Raw genomic sequence first — 14654 nt, forward strand, 5'->3', positions numbered from 1 at the left:
CGCCCCGCCCCGCCCCGACCCGGCGCCCCGCCCCGACCCCTGACCACGCGCGCTGATCGGCGCCCGCCGGCGCGGGGGTGCGGCGGCCCGCTGGTAGCGTCGTGGCAATGGCGGACGCTGCTGCTGGCCCCCTCCCGTCACTGCGCGCACTGAGCCCCGCGGGCTCGTTCGCCGCCCGGCACATCGGCCCCCGCGCCGACGAGACCGCCGCGATGCTCGAGGCCGTCGGGTACGACTCGTTGCAGTCACTGGTCGACGCGACCGTGCCCGAGGCGGTGCGCGACCGCGACGCGCTGAGCCTGCCGCCGGCCGCCGACGAGGCCGCCGTCCTCGCCGAGCTGCGCGAGCGCGCCGCGGCCAACGAGGTGTTCACCTCGATGATCGGGCTGGGCTACTCCGGCACGGTCACCCCGGCGGTCATCCAGCGCACCATCCTGGAGAACCCCGCCTGGTACACCGCCTACACGCCCTACCAGCCCGAGATCAGCCAGGGCCGGCTCGAGGCGCTGCTCAACTTCCAGACGATGGTCGCCGACCTCACCGGCCTGCCCGTGGCCGGCGCCTCGATGCTCGACGAGGCCACCGCCGCCGCCGAGGCGATGACCCTGGTCCGCCGGGCCGGCCGCGCCAAGCCGGGCGCGGTGTTCGTCGTCGACGCCGACACGCTGCCGCAGACCCTCGCGGTGCTGCGGACCCGCGCCGAGCCGCTCGGCATCGGCCTGCACGTCGCCGACCTGTCGCAGGGCTGGCCGGCCGACCTGCCCGAGGCCGGCGCGTTCGGCGTCCTGCTGTCCTACCCCGGCGCCAGCGGCGCGGTCCGCGACCACCGGGCGCTGGCCGAGGCCGCGCACGCCGCCGGCGCGTCGGTCGTCGTCGCCGCCGACGTCCTGGCGCTGACCCTGCTCGAGGCGCCCGGCGCGTGGGGGGCCGACGTCGCCTGCGGCAGCACCCAGCGCTTCGGCGTCCCGCTGGGCTACGGCGGCCCGCACGCCGGCTACCTGTCGGTGCGCGAGGGCCTGGCCCGCCAGCTGCCCGGCCGGCTGGTCGGGGTGTCGGTCGACGCCGACGGCGACGTCGCCTACCGGCTGGCGCTGCAGACCCGCGAGCAGCACATCCGCCGGGAGAAGGCGACCAGCAACATCTGCACCGCCCAGGTGCTGCTGGCGGTGATGGCCGGCGCCTACGCCGTCTACCACGGCCCCGAGGGGCTGACGGCGATCGCCGCCCGCGTGCACCGCAGCGCGCTGGCGCTGGCCGGGTGGCTGCGCGCCGGTGGCGTCGACGTCGTCCACGAGGCGTTCTTCGACACCGTGCAGGCGCGCGTCCCCGGCCGGGCCGACGACGTGGTCGCGGCCGCCGCCGCCCGGCGGGTCAACCTGCGCCGCGTCGACGCCGACACCGTGGCCGTCGCCTGCGACGAGACGACGACGCCGGCGGTGCTGCGGCTGGTCGCCGAGGCCTTCGGGGTCGCCGCGGAGGAGTCGGCGCTCGACGACGACGGCCCCGACGTGCTGCCCGACGAGCTGCGCCGCCGCACGCCGTTCCTCACCCACCCGGTCTTCTCCGCGCACCGCTCGGAGACGGCGCTGATGCGCTACCTGCGGTCGCTGTCGGACAAGGACCTGGCGCTGGACCGCACGATGATCCCGCTGGGCTCGTGCACGATGAAGCTCAACAGCGCCGTGGAGATGGCCGCGATCAGCTGGCCGGAGTTCGCCGGGGTGCACCCCTTCGCGCCGGCCGGGCAGGCCCGCGGCTACCGGCAGCTGATCGACGAGCTGTGCACCTGGCTGGCCGAGATCACCGGCTACGCCGCCGTCAGCGTGCAGCCCAACGCCGGCTCGCAGGGCGAGTTCGCCGGGCTGCTGGCCATCCGCGGCTACCACGCCTCCCGCGGGGAGTCGCACCGCGACGTCTGCCTCATCCCGAGCTCGGCGCACGGCACCAACGCCGCCAGCGCGGTCATGGCCGGCATGCGGGTGGTCGTGGTGGCCTGCGACGAGGCGGGCAACGTCGACGTCGCCGACCTGCGCGCGAAGATCGACCAGCACGCCGGGCGGCTGGCCGCGATCATGATCACCTACCCGTCGACGCACGGGGTGTTCGAGACCGACATCCGCGACATCTGCGCGGCGGTGCACGACGCCGGCGGGCAGGTCTACGTCGACGGCGCCAACCTCAACGCGATGGTCGGGCTGGCCCGGCCGGGGCGCTTCGGCTCCGACGTCAGCCACCTCAACCTGCACAAGACGTTCTGCATCCCGCACGGCGGCGGCGGGCCCGGCGTCGGCCCGATCGGCGTCCGGGAGCACCTGGTGCCCTTCCTGCCCGGGCACCCGCTGGCCGACACCGGCGGGCAGGGCCCGGCGGTGTCCGGCGCGCCGTTCGGCTCCGCGGGCATCCTGCCGATCTCGTGGGCCTACCTGCGGCTGATGGGACCCGACGGGCTCCAGCGGGCCACCGAGCACGCCGTGCTGGGCGCCAACTACCTGGCCGCCCGGCTGCGGGAGCACTACCCGGTGCTCTACACCGGCGCCGGCGGGCTGGTCGCCCACGAGTGCATCCTCGACATCCGGCCGCTGACCCGGGCCACCGGCATCACCAACGACGACATCGCCAAGCGGCTGGTCGACTTCGGGTTCCACGCGCCGACGATGAGCTTCCCGGTGGCCGGCACGCTGATGGTCGAGCCCACCGAGAGCGAGGACCTCGCCGAGCTCGACCGGTTCGTGGAGGCGATGGTGGCCATCCGCGCGGAGATCGAGCAGGTGGCCACGGGGGAGTACGACCGCGAGGACAACCCGCTGCGCAACGCCCCGCACACGCTCAAGATGCTCACCGGCGAGTGGGCGCGGCCCTACCCGCGGTCGACGGCGGTCTTCCCCGTGCCGCGGCTGGCCACCCGCGGCTACCTCGCCCCGGTGCGGCGGATCGACCAGGCGTTCGGCGACCGCAACCTGGTGTGCTCCTGCCCGTCCCCGGAGGCCTTCGCCGAGCCGGAGCCCGCGCACGCGCCGCGGACGCACGTCCCCGACCGCGGCGAGGGCGCCCCCGACGACCTCGGCACCGCCGCCGACGTGGTGGGCGCGGGCCGGGCCTGAGCGCGGCCCCCGTGGCACGGGTACCGGCCGGTTCCGACCTCCGGAGGGTGCGGCAGGTCACCGCGCCGGTGGATCATGCAGCCATGGCGGCCACGACGCGGCGACGGGTCCGGACGACGGGTGCGGCGCTGGCCGCCGCGGCGCTGCTGACGGCGGGCTGCGCGGGCTCCGACGAGCTGGCACCGGCCGCGGCCACCGACGAGAGCTCGACGCCGGCGCCGTCGCCGACGCCGCAGACCTCCCCGCCCGCGACCTCGGCGCCCGGGAGCTCCGCGCCGGGGACCTCGGCGCCCGGCACGTCGGCACCGGAGACGTCGGTGCCGGGGACGTCGGGCACCCCGTCGGCCACGCCGGCGCCCCCGCCCGACGCGGGAGGCTCCGGTGAGCTGGACGACCGGCTGCTGCCCGCCTCGGCGTTCGGCGAGGACGCGACCGTCGTCGCCATCACCCTCGACCAGCTCGGCGCCGGCTCCGGCTGGGGTGGCTGGGGAGGGTGGGGCGGCTGGCCCGGTCCCTGGTACGACAGCGACCAGGACGGCGACGGCGACGACGACTGGGCCGGTGAGGTGACCGTGGAGCCGGCCGGCTGTCAGGCGGCCCTGGAGGCCATGCCCGCCCTCGGCGACCAGCTCGACGGCCTGGCCGTCGCCTCGCAGGCCGCCCGCACCCCGCAGACGCAGACCGTGCAGGTGCTGGCCGAGTCCCCGCAGCTCGAGGGGCTGCCGCTGCCCGTCGACGAGCTGCTGGCCCGGTGCTCGTCGATCACCACGACCGGCCCGTGGGGCGGGAGCACGACCGTGCAGCTGACCCGCCTGGACGTGCCGCAGCTGGGCGACCGCAGCGCCGGCGTGCAGTTCACCGTGGCGCCGGCCGGCGAGGAGAGCCACAGCGTGCTGGTCGGCTTCGTCGTCGACGGGTCCCGCGGGCTGCTGCTGGCGCAGAGCGCCGCGCCGGACGCGGCCGAGCCCGACCCGGCGGCGTTCACCGCCCTGCTGGGCGAGGCCGCCGAGGCCGCGGCGGGCTGACCGGATCGGGCGGTCGGGTCCGGCGGTCGGGTCAGGCGGAGACCAGGCCGGGGGACCGCCACTGGTGGTGGTCGGCGACCGCGCGGCCGTCGGGCAGCAGCTCGCCGTCGTCGTCGAACAGGACGACGCCGTTGCACAGCAGGCTCCAGCCCTGCTCGGGGTGGCTGCTCACGACGGCGGCGAGGTCACGCGCGTCGCTGGTGGCGTCGGGGCAGGGGGTCGTGTGTACGCACATCAGGAGGACTCCCGATCGGGCCGGCTCACGCCGGGTCTACGTGCAGTGAGCGTCCGGTCACCGGACGTCTCCGAGTGTGCGCCCGCCCCTGCGGTGTTCCGAGTGACGAATCCCACGACCTGACCCGTTCGGGTCGTCAGACCTCGCCATGGCGGAGGCCGCCGGTGGCGCGGACCATGCCGCCGGCGCGGACCATGCCGCCAGCGCGACGGCGGAGGTGCCGATCGCCTCCCTTGACCGTTATCCCCAACTTGGCCGCGCGCGGGCACGATGGCCGGGTCGGGGAGGGGGAGCAGCGAGGAGAGGGACGCCGCCCGGTCAGAGCTTGCGGAGCAGGATCCGGCGCACCGAGTGGCCGGCGGACTTCTGCAGCACCAGCCGCGCCCGCGACCGCGTCGGGGCGATGTTCTGCCGCAGGTTCGGGCCGTTGACCGCCGCCCAGATCGACAGCGCGGTGGCGCGGGCGTCGTCGTCGCTGAGGTCGGCGTAGCGGTGGAAGTAGGCGGAGGTGTCGGCGAAGGCGGTGCGGCGCAGCGCGAGGAACCGCTCGACGTACCACTGCTGGATGTCGCTCTCCGCGGCGTCGACGTAGACGGAGAAGTCGAAGAAGTCCGAGAGGAACACCTCGGGCACCCGGCCGTCGTCGCGGCGGCCGGCCTGCAGCACGTTGAGCCCCTCGAGGACGAGGATGTCGGGCCGGTCGACGGCCTGCCGCTGCCCCGGCACGACGTCGTAGGACGAGTGGCTGTACACCGGCGCGCTGACCTGGCCGCGGCCGGACTTCACGTCGGCGAGGAACCGGACCAGCGCGCGGCGGTCGTAGCTCTCGGGGAAGCCCTTGCGGGTCAGCAGCCCGCGGGCCTCCAGGACGGCGTTGGGCCACAGGAACCCGTCGGTGGTGACGAGGTCGACGCGCGGCGAGCCGGGGCCGGCGGCCAGCAGGGTCTGCAGCAGCCGGGCGGTGGTGCTCTTGCCGACGGCGACGCTGCCGGCCACCGCGATGACGTAGGGGACCTTCGCGGTGGTGTCGCCGAGGAAGCGGTTCTGCGCCGCCCACAGCCGCTGGCTGGCGGTGACGTGCAGGCCCAGCAGCTCGGCCAGCGGCAGGTAGACGGTGGCGACCTCGTCGAGGTCGATGCGGTCGCCGAGGCTGCGCAGGGCCTGCAGGTCGGCCTCGTCCAGCGGGAGCGTGCGGGCGCCGGCGAGGGCTCGCCACGCGTCGCGGTCGAAGGCCGCGTAGGGCGAGATCGAGGGCCGGGTCCCTGCCGTCACGCCGTCCATCGTGCCGCCCGGGTCCCGCCGGCCCGACCGCCGGGTCACCCCGACAGGGGGAACGACCCCGGTCCGGCGCGGGGCACGCGCATAGGGTGCCGGTGTGCCGACCCGCCCAGGGCTGCTCGACCGCGTGGAGCGGTACGCCGCCGCCGCGCCGCTGCCGGACGCGCGCCCGGTGCCGGCCGGGGCGCTGGACGTGCCGCTCGGCCCGCCGGCCTGGCCCTACCCCGCCCGCCCGCGGCCGGGCGCCGGTGCCGTGAGCGCCGAGGACGTGCGCGCCGCCGCCGCGCTGCAGGAGCAGGCGGGGCTGCCCGCGGCGGTGGAGTGGATCGTGCAGCGCACCCCGTCGCTGGACGCCGCCGCCCGCCGCGCCGGCCTGCTGGTGTCGCACTTCCCGCTGCTGGTGGTCGACGACCCGGTGGAGGTGCTGCTGCCCGCGGGCGTCCGGCTCTACGTGGTGGGCGCCGAGGACCCGGCGCTGCCGCACTACCAGCACCTGCTCGAGACCGGCTTCGCCGCCCACCACGACGACGACCCCGACGGCACCACCAGCGACGAGGAGACCGACGAGGAGACCCTCCCGGAGCCCCGCGCGGCGGTGCTGCGCGAGCGGGTCGCCTCGGGCCGGACGGTGGTCATGGTGGCCATCGAGGACGGCGAGCCGGTGGGCGTGGGCTCGCACCACCCGGTCGACGTCGACGGCACCGAGATCAGCGAGATCGTCGGCGTGGCGAGCTCCCCGCGGCGGCGCGGCCGGGGCGTCGGCGCGGCGCTGGCCTCCGCGCTGGTGGCGCAGGCCGCCGAGACCGCCGACCTGGTCTTCCTCACCGCCGGCGACGACGACGTCGCCCGCGTCTACGAGCGGGTCGGCTTCGCCTGGCTGGGCTCGACCGGGGTCGCCGCCCGCCCGCCGGAGCGGCCGCACGGCTGACGCCCGGCGGCGTCCCGACCCGTGCGAGGGCCGGGACGCCGGGGCGGTCAGTCCTGGGTGTAGGTGACCACGAGGGTCGCCCGGGCCAGCGTGTGGCCGAACAGGTTGAAGCCGTGGAACGCGGGGCTGGCGTCGGCGGGCACGCCCATGTCCTCGGTGTCGAGGGCGTGCACCACCACGTAGTAGCGGTGCGGGCCGTGGCCGGCGGGCGGCGCGGCGCCGACGTACCCGGGGAAGCCGGCGTCGTTGCGCAGCTGCCGGGCGCCGGCCGGCAGGCCCGACCCCTCCTGGTCGCCGGCACCGTGGGGCAGCTCGGTCACCGAGGCGGGCAGGCCGGTGACCACCCAGTGCCAGAAGCCGCTGACCGTGGGGGCGTCGGGGTCGAAGACCGTGACGGCGAACCCGCGGGTCTGCTCGGGGAAGCCCGACCACGACAGCTGCGGGGACCGGTCCTCCCCGCCGGCGCCCATGACGCCGCTGACGTGCGGCATGGGCAGCACCTCGCCGTCGCGCAGGTCGGTGCTGGTCACCGTGAACGACGGGACGGGCGGCAGGAACTGGTACGGGTCGGGGGGAACGGGCCGGTCGGCCACGGGCGGTCCTCTCCTCGGGTGGACGGGCGGTGCGGGGCACTCCGCGCCGAGCCCAGGCTGCCGACTGCGCGCCCGCCCCGCGACCGGGGGCCGGACGTCTCGACAGGTCAGCGGCGCGACGCGCCGGTAGCGTCGCAGCGTGCTCGGACTCCCCGACGGCATCCGCGCCTGTCTCTTCGACATGGACGGCGTCCTCACCCGGACCGCCACGGTGCACATGGCGGCCTGGAAGCGCACGTTCGACGAGTTCCTGCGCGCCACCGAGCCGCAGGCCCCGCCGTTCACCCAGCTGGACTACAACCGCTTCGTCGACGGCAAGCCGCGCGCCGACGGCGTCCGCGACTTCCTCGCCAGCCGCGGCATCACGCTGCCCGAGGGCACCCCCGACGACCCGCCGGCCGCGCAGACGGTGCACGGCATCGGCCGCCGCAAGAACGAGCTGCTCCTCACCGAGCTCGCCGAGCACGGCGTCGAGGTCTACCCCGGCTCGATGGCCTACCTGCGCGCGGCCAAGGAGGCCGGCCTGGCCACCGCCGTCGTCACCGCCTCGGCCAACGGCGAGCAGGTGATCGACGCCGGGGGGTTCGCGCAGTACATCGACGCCCGCGTCGACGGGGTGGTGACCGCCCGCGAGGGGCTGCGCGGCAAGCCCGCGCCCGACACGTTCCTCGCCGGCGCGCGGGCGCTGGGCGTGGAGCCCGCCGCCGCCGTGGTGTTCGAGGACGCGCTGGCCGGTGTGGCGGCCGGTCGCGCGGGGCACTTCGGGTACGTCGTCGGCGTCGACCGCGTCGGGCAGGCCGACGCGCTGCGCGAGAACGGCGCCGACGTCGTGGTCACCGATCTGGACCAGCTGCTGGGGGACCGCACCGCGGAGGGAGACACCAGGTGACCGAGGGGCGCCCCAGCTTCCCGATCGAGCCGTGGTCACTGACCGAGATCGGTCTCGACCACGCCTCGCTCGGTGTGCACGAGTCGGTGTTCACCCTGGCCAACGGGCACATCGGCATGCGCGGCTCGTTCGAGGAGGGCGAGCCGATCGTCGTCCCGGGCACCTACCTCAACGGCTTCTTCGAGGAGCGGCCGCTGCCCTACGCCGAGGCCGGCTACGGCTTCCCGGAGCAGGGCCAGACGGTCGTCAACGTCACCGACGGCAAGCTGATCCGGCTGCTGGTCGGCGACACCCCCTTCGACCTCGACTACGGCGAGATCGTCGAGCACCGCCGCACCCTCGACCTGCGCCGCGGGGTGCTGCGCCGGGTCACCGAGTGGCGCTCGCCCAACGGCCGGGTCGTGAAGGTCACCAGCACCCGGCTGGTGTCGCTGCGCCGCCGCTCGATCGCCGCGATCGAGTACTCCGTGGAGTGCAGCGACGACCGCGGCGACCTCTACGTGGCGCTGCAGTCGGACCTGCTGGCCAACGAACCGGTCGACAGCGGCAGCGAGAGCGACGACCCCCGCGCGGCGGCCGCACTGCGCCGTCCGCTGGTCAAGGAGATGGCCGTCGCCCGGATGCAGCGGGCGGTGCTGGTGCACCAGACCCGCCGCAGCAAGCTGCGCATCGCCGCCGGCATGGACCACGTCGTCGACGTGCCCGACTCGGTCACCGAGGACATCGAGGCCGGCGAGGACCTCGCCCGCTACACCCTCGCCGCGCGGCTGCCGCAGGGCTCCACGCTGAAGCTCGTCAAGTACCTCTCCTACGGCTGGAGCTCGCGCCGCTCGGCCGCGGCGCTGCGCGACCAGGTCGAGGGGGCGCTGGCCACCGCGAAGCTGGCCGGCTTCGAGCGGCTGCTGCGCGAGCAGAAGGAGGTGCTCGACTCGCACTGGTCGCTGGCCGACGTCGAGATCGAGGGCGACGACGAGCTGCAGCAGGCGGTGCGGGTCGGCGCCTTCCACCTGCTGCAGGCCTCGCTGCGCGCCGAGCGCCAGCCGATCCCGGCCAAGGGTCTCACCGGCCCCGGCTACGACGGGCACACCTTCTGGGACACCGAGACCTACGTGCTCCCGGTGCTGACCTACATCGCCCCCGACGCCGTCCGCGACGCGCTGCGCTGGCGGCACTCCACCCTCGACCTGGCCCGCGACCGGGCCCGCGAGCTCGGCCGCCGCGGCGCGGCCTTCCCGTGGCGCACCATCCGCGGGGAGGAGACCTCGGGCTACTGGCCGGCGGGGACGGCGGCCTTCCACATCAACGCCGACATCGCCGACGCCGTCGTGCGCTACCTGCACGCCACCGGCGACGAGGAGTTCGACCGCGACTTCGGCGCCGAGCTGCTCATCGAGACCGCCCGGCTGTGGGCGTCGCTCGGGCACTTCGACGCCGAGGACGGGTTCCGCATCGACGGGGTGACCGGCCCGGACGAGTACACCGCCGTCGTGGACAACAACGTCTACACCAACCTCATGGCGCAGCGGAACCTGCGCGAGGCGGCCGCGGCCGTCGAGCGGCACCCCGACGTCGCCGGGCGGCTGCAGGTCAGCGAGGACGAGGTGACGCTGTGGCAGCGGGCCGCGCGCATGATGCGGGTGCCCTGGGACCCGCGGCTGAGCGTGCACATGCAGTCGGAGGGGTTCACCCACCACGAGGAGTGGGACTTCGCCGCGACCCCGCCCGACCACTACCCGCTGCTGCTGCACTACCCGTACTTCGAGATCTACCGCAAGCAGGTGGTCAAGCAGGCCGACCTGGTGATGGCCCTGCACCTGCGCGGGGACGCCTTCACCCACGAGGAGAAGGTCGCCGACTTCGCCTACTACGAGGCCCGCACGGTGCGCGACTCCTCGCTGTCGGCCACCCAGCAGGCGGTCGTGGCCGCCGAGACCGGGCACCTGGAGCTGGCCTACGACTACTGGGGCGAGGCGGCGCTGACCGACCTGCAGAACCTGCACGGCAACGCCGGGCACGGGCTGCACATCGCCTCGCTGGCCGGCGGCTGGACGGTCGCCGTCGCCGGGTTCGGCGGCATGCGCGACCACGACGGCCGGCTGCTGTTCGCCCCGCGGCTGCCCTCGCGGATCACCGGGCTGCGCTTCCGGCTGGCCTACCAGGGCCGCATCCTCGAGGTCGCCATCGGCCGGGAGCAGACCACCTACCGGCTGCACGAGGGCGAGCCGCTCGACATCCACCACCACGGCCGGCGGGTGACCGTCGACGAGGGCGACACGGTGCTGGACAACCCGCCGCCGCCGGAGGTGGCCCCGGTGACCCAGCCGCCGGGCGCGGCGCCCCGCCGGCGCGGCAAGGGCCAGCGCGACTAAGCGAGGACGCGGGCCAGGCGGGTGACGGCCTCGTGCAGGCGGCCGGGCGGGGAGGCGGCGTAGCCGAGCACCAGGCCCGGCGGGCCGGGCCGCACCCGGTGCCAGGACAGCGGGTGCACCAGTACGCCGGCCTGCCGCGCGCGGGCGGCCAGCTCGGTGTCGTCGAGCCCGGGCCGCCCGGGCAGGGTGAGCAGCAGGTGCAGCCCGGCGGCCACCCCCTCCACCCGGGCGGCGGGCAGGTGCTCGCGGACGGCGGCGACGACGGCGTCGCGGCGGGCCCGCTGCCGGGCGCGGACCCGGCGCAGGTGCCGGTCGTGCGCGCCGCTGGTCAGCAGCTCGGCCAGGACCAGTTGCGGCAGCACCGGGCTGCCGAGGTCCATGGCGTGCCGGGCGGCGACCAGGTCCGCGTGCAGGTGCGCCGGGGCGGCCAGCCACCCCAGCCGCATCCCGGGCGCCAGGCTCTTCGACGTGCTGCCGGTGTGCAGCACCGACCCGGGCGCGGCGGACTGCAGCGCGGGCACCGGCGCGCGGTCGTAGCGGTGCTCGGCGTCGTAGTCGTCCTCGACCACCAGCCCGCCGCGCTCCCGCGCCCAGGCCAGCACCGCGCGCCGGCGCCCCGGCGCCAGCACCACCCCGGTGGGGAACTGGTGGGCGGGCGTCAGCAGCACCGTCGGCACGTCCGTGGCGGCGAGCGCGTCGACCACCAGCCCGTCGCCGTCGACGGGGACCGGCACCGGGTCGACGCCCCAGTGCGCCATCGCGTCCCGGGCGCCGCGCGACCCGGGGTCCTCCACGGCGATCCGCGGCGCCCCGCCCGACCGGGCGCGCAGCACCGACGCCAGCAGCGTCAGCGTCTGCGCCACCCCGGCGACGACGACCAGCTCGTCGGCGCCGGCCCGCAGCCCGCGGGTGCGGGCCAGCCACGCGGCGAGCACCGCCCGCAGCCGCGGGTGGCCGCGCGGGTCGCCGTAGCCGAGGTCGGCGTCTCCGGCGCCGCTCAGCACTGCCCGCTCGGCGCGCAGCCAGGTGGCGCGGGGGAAGGCGGCGAGGTCGGGCACACCGGGGGAGAGGTCGATGTCGACGCCCTCGGGTGCCCGCACCGGCAGCCGTGGCGCGGCGCCGTCGCCGGGGAATGCCTCGGACACGGCAGCGGACACGGGAGCGGCCCGGGCGGTCCGGAATCCCGGCGCGGGGCCGGCGACGACGGTGCCCGACCCGGTCCGCGCCACCACCAGCCCCTCGTCGGCCAGCCGGCGCCACGCCTCGACGACGACCCCGCGGGAGGTGCCGAGCTCACCGGCCAGCACCCGGGTCGGGGGCAGCGCCGCACCCGGGGCCAGCCGCCCGTCGGCCACCGCGGCACGCACCCGGTCGACCAGCCAGGTGGTCAGGCCCTGCGGCGGCGCCTCCTCGCGGCGCAGCTGCAGGAAGTCCGCGCCGCCGTCGTCCCGTGCTCCGGATCGGTCCACTCCACCTCGTCCCCATCGGACCTGTCCACCGGTCCACCGCGCGCCCAGGGTGGCACCGTGACCGCCCACCCGGACAGCCCCCGACCCGACAGCCCCCGGCCCGACAGCTCCGGCGGCACCGTCCGCGCGGCGGTGCCCGGTGCCCTGGCGATGACCTTCGTCGGGGGCAGCGTCGCGGTCTCGGGGCTGCTGGGGTCCGCCGAGGACGCCACCGCGCAGGCCGTGCGCTACGCGGCCGCCTGCGCGCTGCTCGTCGTGCTGGCGCGGGCCGCGGGCCGGCCGCTGCGGCGCCCGCGCGGCGCCGAGTGGGGCTGGCTGCTCGGCGTCGCCGGCACCGGGCTGGTGCTGTTCAACGTCGCCCTCGTCGAGGGGGCGGTGCACGCCGAGCCGGCGGTGCTCGGGGTCGCCGTCGCCAGCGTGCCGCTGCTGCTCGGGGTGGCCGGCCCGCTGCTGGAGGGCCGCCGGCCGCGCCCGCGGGTGCTCGTCGCGGCCGTCGTCGTCACCGCCGGGGCGGCACTGGTGCAGGGGCTCGGGCGCGCCGATGGCACGGGCCTGCTGTGGGCGCTGGTCGTGCTGGCCTGCGAGGCGGCGTTCACCCTGCTGGCCGTCCCGGTGCTGGGCCGGCACGGCCCCTGGGGGGTGTCGGTGCACACGACCTGGTTGGCCGCGCTCGGCTTCGCCGTCCTGGGGCTGACCACCGAGGGGCGCGGCGCGGTCCTGCGCCTGGGGCCGGCGGAGCTGCTCGCCGTCGGCTACCTCGCCGTCGGCGTCACCGCGGTCGCCTTCGTGTTCTGGTACGCGACGGTCACCCGCCTCGGCGCCGGCCGCGCCGGGCTGCTCACCGGCATCGCACCGGTCGCCGCGGCCGCCACCGGTGTGCTGCTCGGCGGGCCGCTGCCGACCCTGCCGGTGTGGGCCGGCGTCGCCGTCGTCGCCGCCGGGCTGCTGCTGGGGATGGGCGCCGGCGACCCGGTCAGCGCAGCAGCAGCCACCAGGCGGCCAGCGCGAGCGCGGCCTGTTGCTAGAGAACTAACAGCACGCCCCACAGCAGCGCGGTCTGGCGGGTGCGCGTGGCGAGGTGGGCGGGGTGGGAGTGGGGGGCGCGCCGCGGGCGGCGCGCGCCCTGCAGCTCCAGCACCGTCCGGGGCGCGGCCAGCAGCAGGAACCAGGTGACGACGGCGGCGAAGGCGGCCTGACCCGCGGCGGGCAGCCAGGCGGTGGCCCCGGCGACGACCGCGCCGGTGGCCAGCACCGCCCACAGCCCGAAGAAGTTGCGGATCTGCAGCAGCAGCAGCGCCAGCAGGGCCAGTCCCGCCCACAGGACCCCGGCGGCGTGCCCGGCGGCGAGCAGGGCCGCCGCGCCCAGGCCGAACAGCGCGGGGCCGACGTAGCCGGCCGCGCAGGTGAGCACCATGCCCGGGCCGGTGGGGCGGCCGGCGGACACGGTGAGCCCCGAGGTGTCCGAGTGCAGCCGGATGCCGGCCAGGCGGCGGCCGGTGGCCAGTGCCGCCAGCCCGTGGGCGCCCTCGTGGGCGATGGTCACCACGGTGCGGGTGGGCCGCCACAGACCGGGGCTGGCCACCACGACCAGCGCGACGACGGCGGCGCCGGCGACCACCGCCGGCGGGAGGGGGGCCACCGCGGCGGCGCGGGTCCAGAGGCGCTCGAGGAGGTCCACCGGACGGAGTCAACCGCACGGGTCTGTGAGCTCCAGGAACGCGGCAGCCGGGCGTGTGCGCCCGCCCATCCACTCGACGATCGTCGTCCGTTATCCCCAACTACTCCTCGTTTTTTCGGCAGGGAAGACCGACAGCGAGAGCGGGGGAGGTCACAGCCGGGGACCGTGCACCACCCGTGCCCGCGCGTCGATCCTGGTCGCGTGTCCTCGCCGTCCGCCCTGGCTCCCGAACGCCTGCCGGTCACCGTCTCCTTCACCCGCCGCGCCGACCCGGCGCACACCCGGGAGATGACGGCCTGGATCCGCGCCGGCCTGACGATGGCCGAGTCGTTCCCCGGCTTCCTCGGCGGCGGATGGATCCGCCCCCGCAACGGGTCCGACGAGTGGCACATGCTGTGCCGGTTCACCCACCACGAGGCGCTGGAGGCCTGGGAGGCCTCCGCCGAGCGGGCGTGGTGGCTGCGCTCGGCCGAGGGGCTCGCCGAGGTCACCCGCACCGAGCGGCGCACGGGCATCGAGGGCTGGTTCGACGTGCCGGTCGGCACCGAGGTGGTGACCCCTCCGCAGGCAGCCGCTCCGCCGCGGTGGAAGCAGGCGACGACCATCTGGCTGGTCTTCTACCCGCTCAACCTGCTGGCCACGGTGACCCTCGGCGTGTGGCTGGCCGACCTGCCGGTGGCGCTGCGGGTCGCCGTCGTCACGCTGACCCTGACGCCGCTGATGACCTACCTGCTGCTGCCCTGGATCACGCGCCGCCTGCAGTGGTGGCTCACCGGGCGTCCCTGGCGCGCCCGGCGCGGCTGAGGTCGTCACCGGCGCTCGGTGGGGGAGCGGGGCGGTCGTAGCGCCGAGGCAGCGGTCCCGCTGAGATCGCGCCGCCGACCGTCCGGGCCGCACCGGGCCGCACCGGGGTGGCCGCCTCGCGGGTGCGACGACGCTCGCAGTCGGCCCGCCGACGTCGAGGAGCTGGTGTGCGGTGGGACGGACCGTACGGACTCATCCCGTTATCCCCAACTCGCGCCGGACATTTGTCGACGGGAAGACCAACACCTATCGGGCAAGGCCCCTTGCGCCAGGGGAGCGGGGTCG

At 76.3% G+C, this 14654-nt stretch carries 11 protein-coding genes and 1 pseudogene; 7 read left to right on the forward strand and 5 right to left on the reverse strand.

Annotated features, from left to right (window positions below; all coding sequences use genetic code 11):
* Window positions 1-107: 107 nt before the first annotated feature.
* Entirely contained in the window at window positions 108-3101 is a 2994-nt protein-coding gene (gene gcvP / locus ACI780_RS14495) for an aminomethyl-transferring glycine dehydrogenase (protein WP_457003711.1), read from the forward strand.
* Between the two features lie 83 nt (window positions 3102-3184).
* The gene (locus ACI780_RS14500; protein WP_457003713.1) at window positions 3185-4126 is read left to right on the forward strand and encodes a hypothetical protein; all 942 of its coding nucleotides are present in this window, start codon (window positions 3185-3187) and stop codon (window positions 4124-4126) included.
* A gap of 31 nt (window positions 4127-4157) precedes the next feature.
* On the opposite strand, the gene ACI780_RS14505 is transcribed toward ACI780_RS14500, so the two are convergent.
* Both ACI780_RS14505 and coaA read right to left on the reverse strand, forming a co-directional pair.
* Window positions 4158-4361 carry a DUF5999 family protein gene (locus ACI780_RS14505; RefSeq protein ID WP_456872824.1) on the reverse strand — a complete coding sequence of 68 codons (204 nt, stop codon included), beginning with the start codon at window positions 4359-4361 and terminating at the stop codon, window positions 4158-4160.
* Window positions 4362-4679: 318 nt separating this feature from the next.
* Window positions 4680-5642 carry a type I pantothenate kinase gene (coaA, locus tag ACI780_RS14510; RefSeq protein ID WP_457003865.1) on the reverse strand — a complete coding sequence of 321 codons (963 nt, stop codon included), beginning with the start codon at window positions 5640-5642 and terminating at the stop codon, window positions 4680-4682.
* A 94-nt stretch (window positions 5643-5736) separates the two neighbouring features.
* Between coaA and ACI780_RS14515 the strand changes: the two genes are divergently transcribed.
* Entirely contained in the window at window positions 5737-6567 is an 831-nt protein-coding gene (locus ACI780_RS14515; RefSeq protein ID WP_457003715.1) for a GNAT family N-acetyltransferase, read from the forward strand.
* A gap of 47 nt (window positions 6568-6614) precedes the next feature.
* Here ACI780_RS14515 and ACI780_RS14520 read toward each other — a convergent pair whose 3' ends face one another.
* The gene (locus ACI780_RS14520; protein WP_456872826.1) at window positions 6615-7160 is read right to left on the reverse strand and encodes a YbhB/YbcL family Raf kinase inhibitor-like protein; all 546 of its coding nucleotides are present in this window, start codon (window positions 7158-7160) and stop codon (window positions 6615-6617) included.
* 139 nt (window positions 7161-7299) lie between these two features.
* On the opposite strand from ACI780_RS14520, the gene ACI780_RS14525 reads away from it, so the two are divergent.
* Window positions 7300-8049, forward strand: a complete 750-nt coding sequence (locus ACI780_RS14525) for an HAD family hydrolase (RefSeq protein ID WP_456872827.1) — start codon at window positions 7300-7302, stop codon at window positions 8047-8049.
* On the forward strand, window positions 8046-10418 hold the full coding sequence (locus tag ACI780_RS14530) for a glycoside hydrolase family 65 protein (RefSeq protein WP_456872828.1): 2373 nt from the start codon (window positions 8046-8048) through the stop codon (window positions 10416-10418). Before ACI780_RS14525 ends, ACI780_RS14530 begins: the two co-directional genes overlap by 4 nt.
* On the opposite strand, the gene pdxR is transcribed toward ACI780_RS14530, so the two are convergent.
* Window positions 10415-11887, reverse strand: coding sequence for a MocR-like pyridoxine biosynthesis transcription factor PdxR (pdxR, locus tag ACI780_RS14535; RefSeq protein ID WP_456872829.1), 1473 nt, complete (start codon window positions 11885-11887; stop codon window positions 10415-10417). The genes ACI780_RS14530 and pdxR overlap by 4 nt on opposite strands.
* Before the next feature lie 150 nt (window positions 11888-12037).
* Between pdxR and ACI780_RS14540 the strand changes: the two are divergent.
* Window positions 12038-12826 (forward strand): annotated as a pseudogene (locus tag ACI780_RS14540) (DMT family transporter); the annotation flags it as partial.
* Between the two features lie 82 nt (window positions 12827-12908).
* Here the strand turns inward: ACI780_RS14540 and ACI780_RS14545 are convergent.
* Window positions 12909-13565, reverse strand: coding sequence for a M50 family metallopeptidase (locus ACI780_RS14545; protein WP_457003719.1), 657 nt, complete (start codon window positions 13563-13565; stop codon window positions 12909-12911).
* A gap of 201 nt (window positions 13566-13766) precedes the next feature.
* Here ACI780_RS14545 and ACI780_RS14550 point away from each other — a divergent pair, with 201 nt between their 5' ends.
* Window positions 13767-14369 (forward strand): antibiotic biosynthesis monooxygenase, encoded by a 603-nt coding sequence (locus ACI780_RS14550; protein WP_457003721.1) that lies wholly within the window; start codon window positions 13767-13769, stop codon window positions 14367-14369.
* Window positions 14370-14654 lie beyond the last annotated feature (285 nt).

The organism is Geodermatophilus sp. SYSU D00814 (assembly GCF_054050055.1).

Excerpts from the sequence above, each read along its gene's own strand:
- gcvP (WP_457003711.1), top strand. The coding sequence starts at position 108 with ATGGCGGACGCTGCTGCTGGCCCCCTCCCGTCACTGCGCGCACTGAGC.
- ACI780_RS14500 (WP_457003713.1), top strand. The coding sequence starts at position 3,185 with ATGGCGGCCACGACGCGGCGACGGGTCCGGACGACGGGTGCGGCGCTG.
- coaA (WP_457003865.1), bottom strand. The coding sequence starts at position 5,642 with ATGGACGGCGTGACGGCAGGGACCCGGCCCTCGATCTCGCCCTACGCG.
- ACI780_RS14505 (WP_456872824.1), bottom strand. The coding sequence starts at position 4,361 with ATGTGCGTACACACGACCCCCTGCCCCGACGCCACCAGCGACGCGCGT.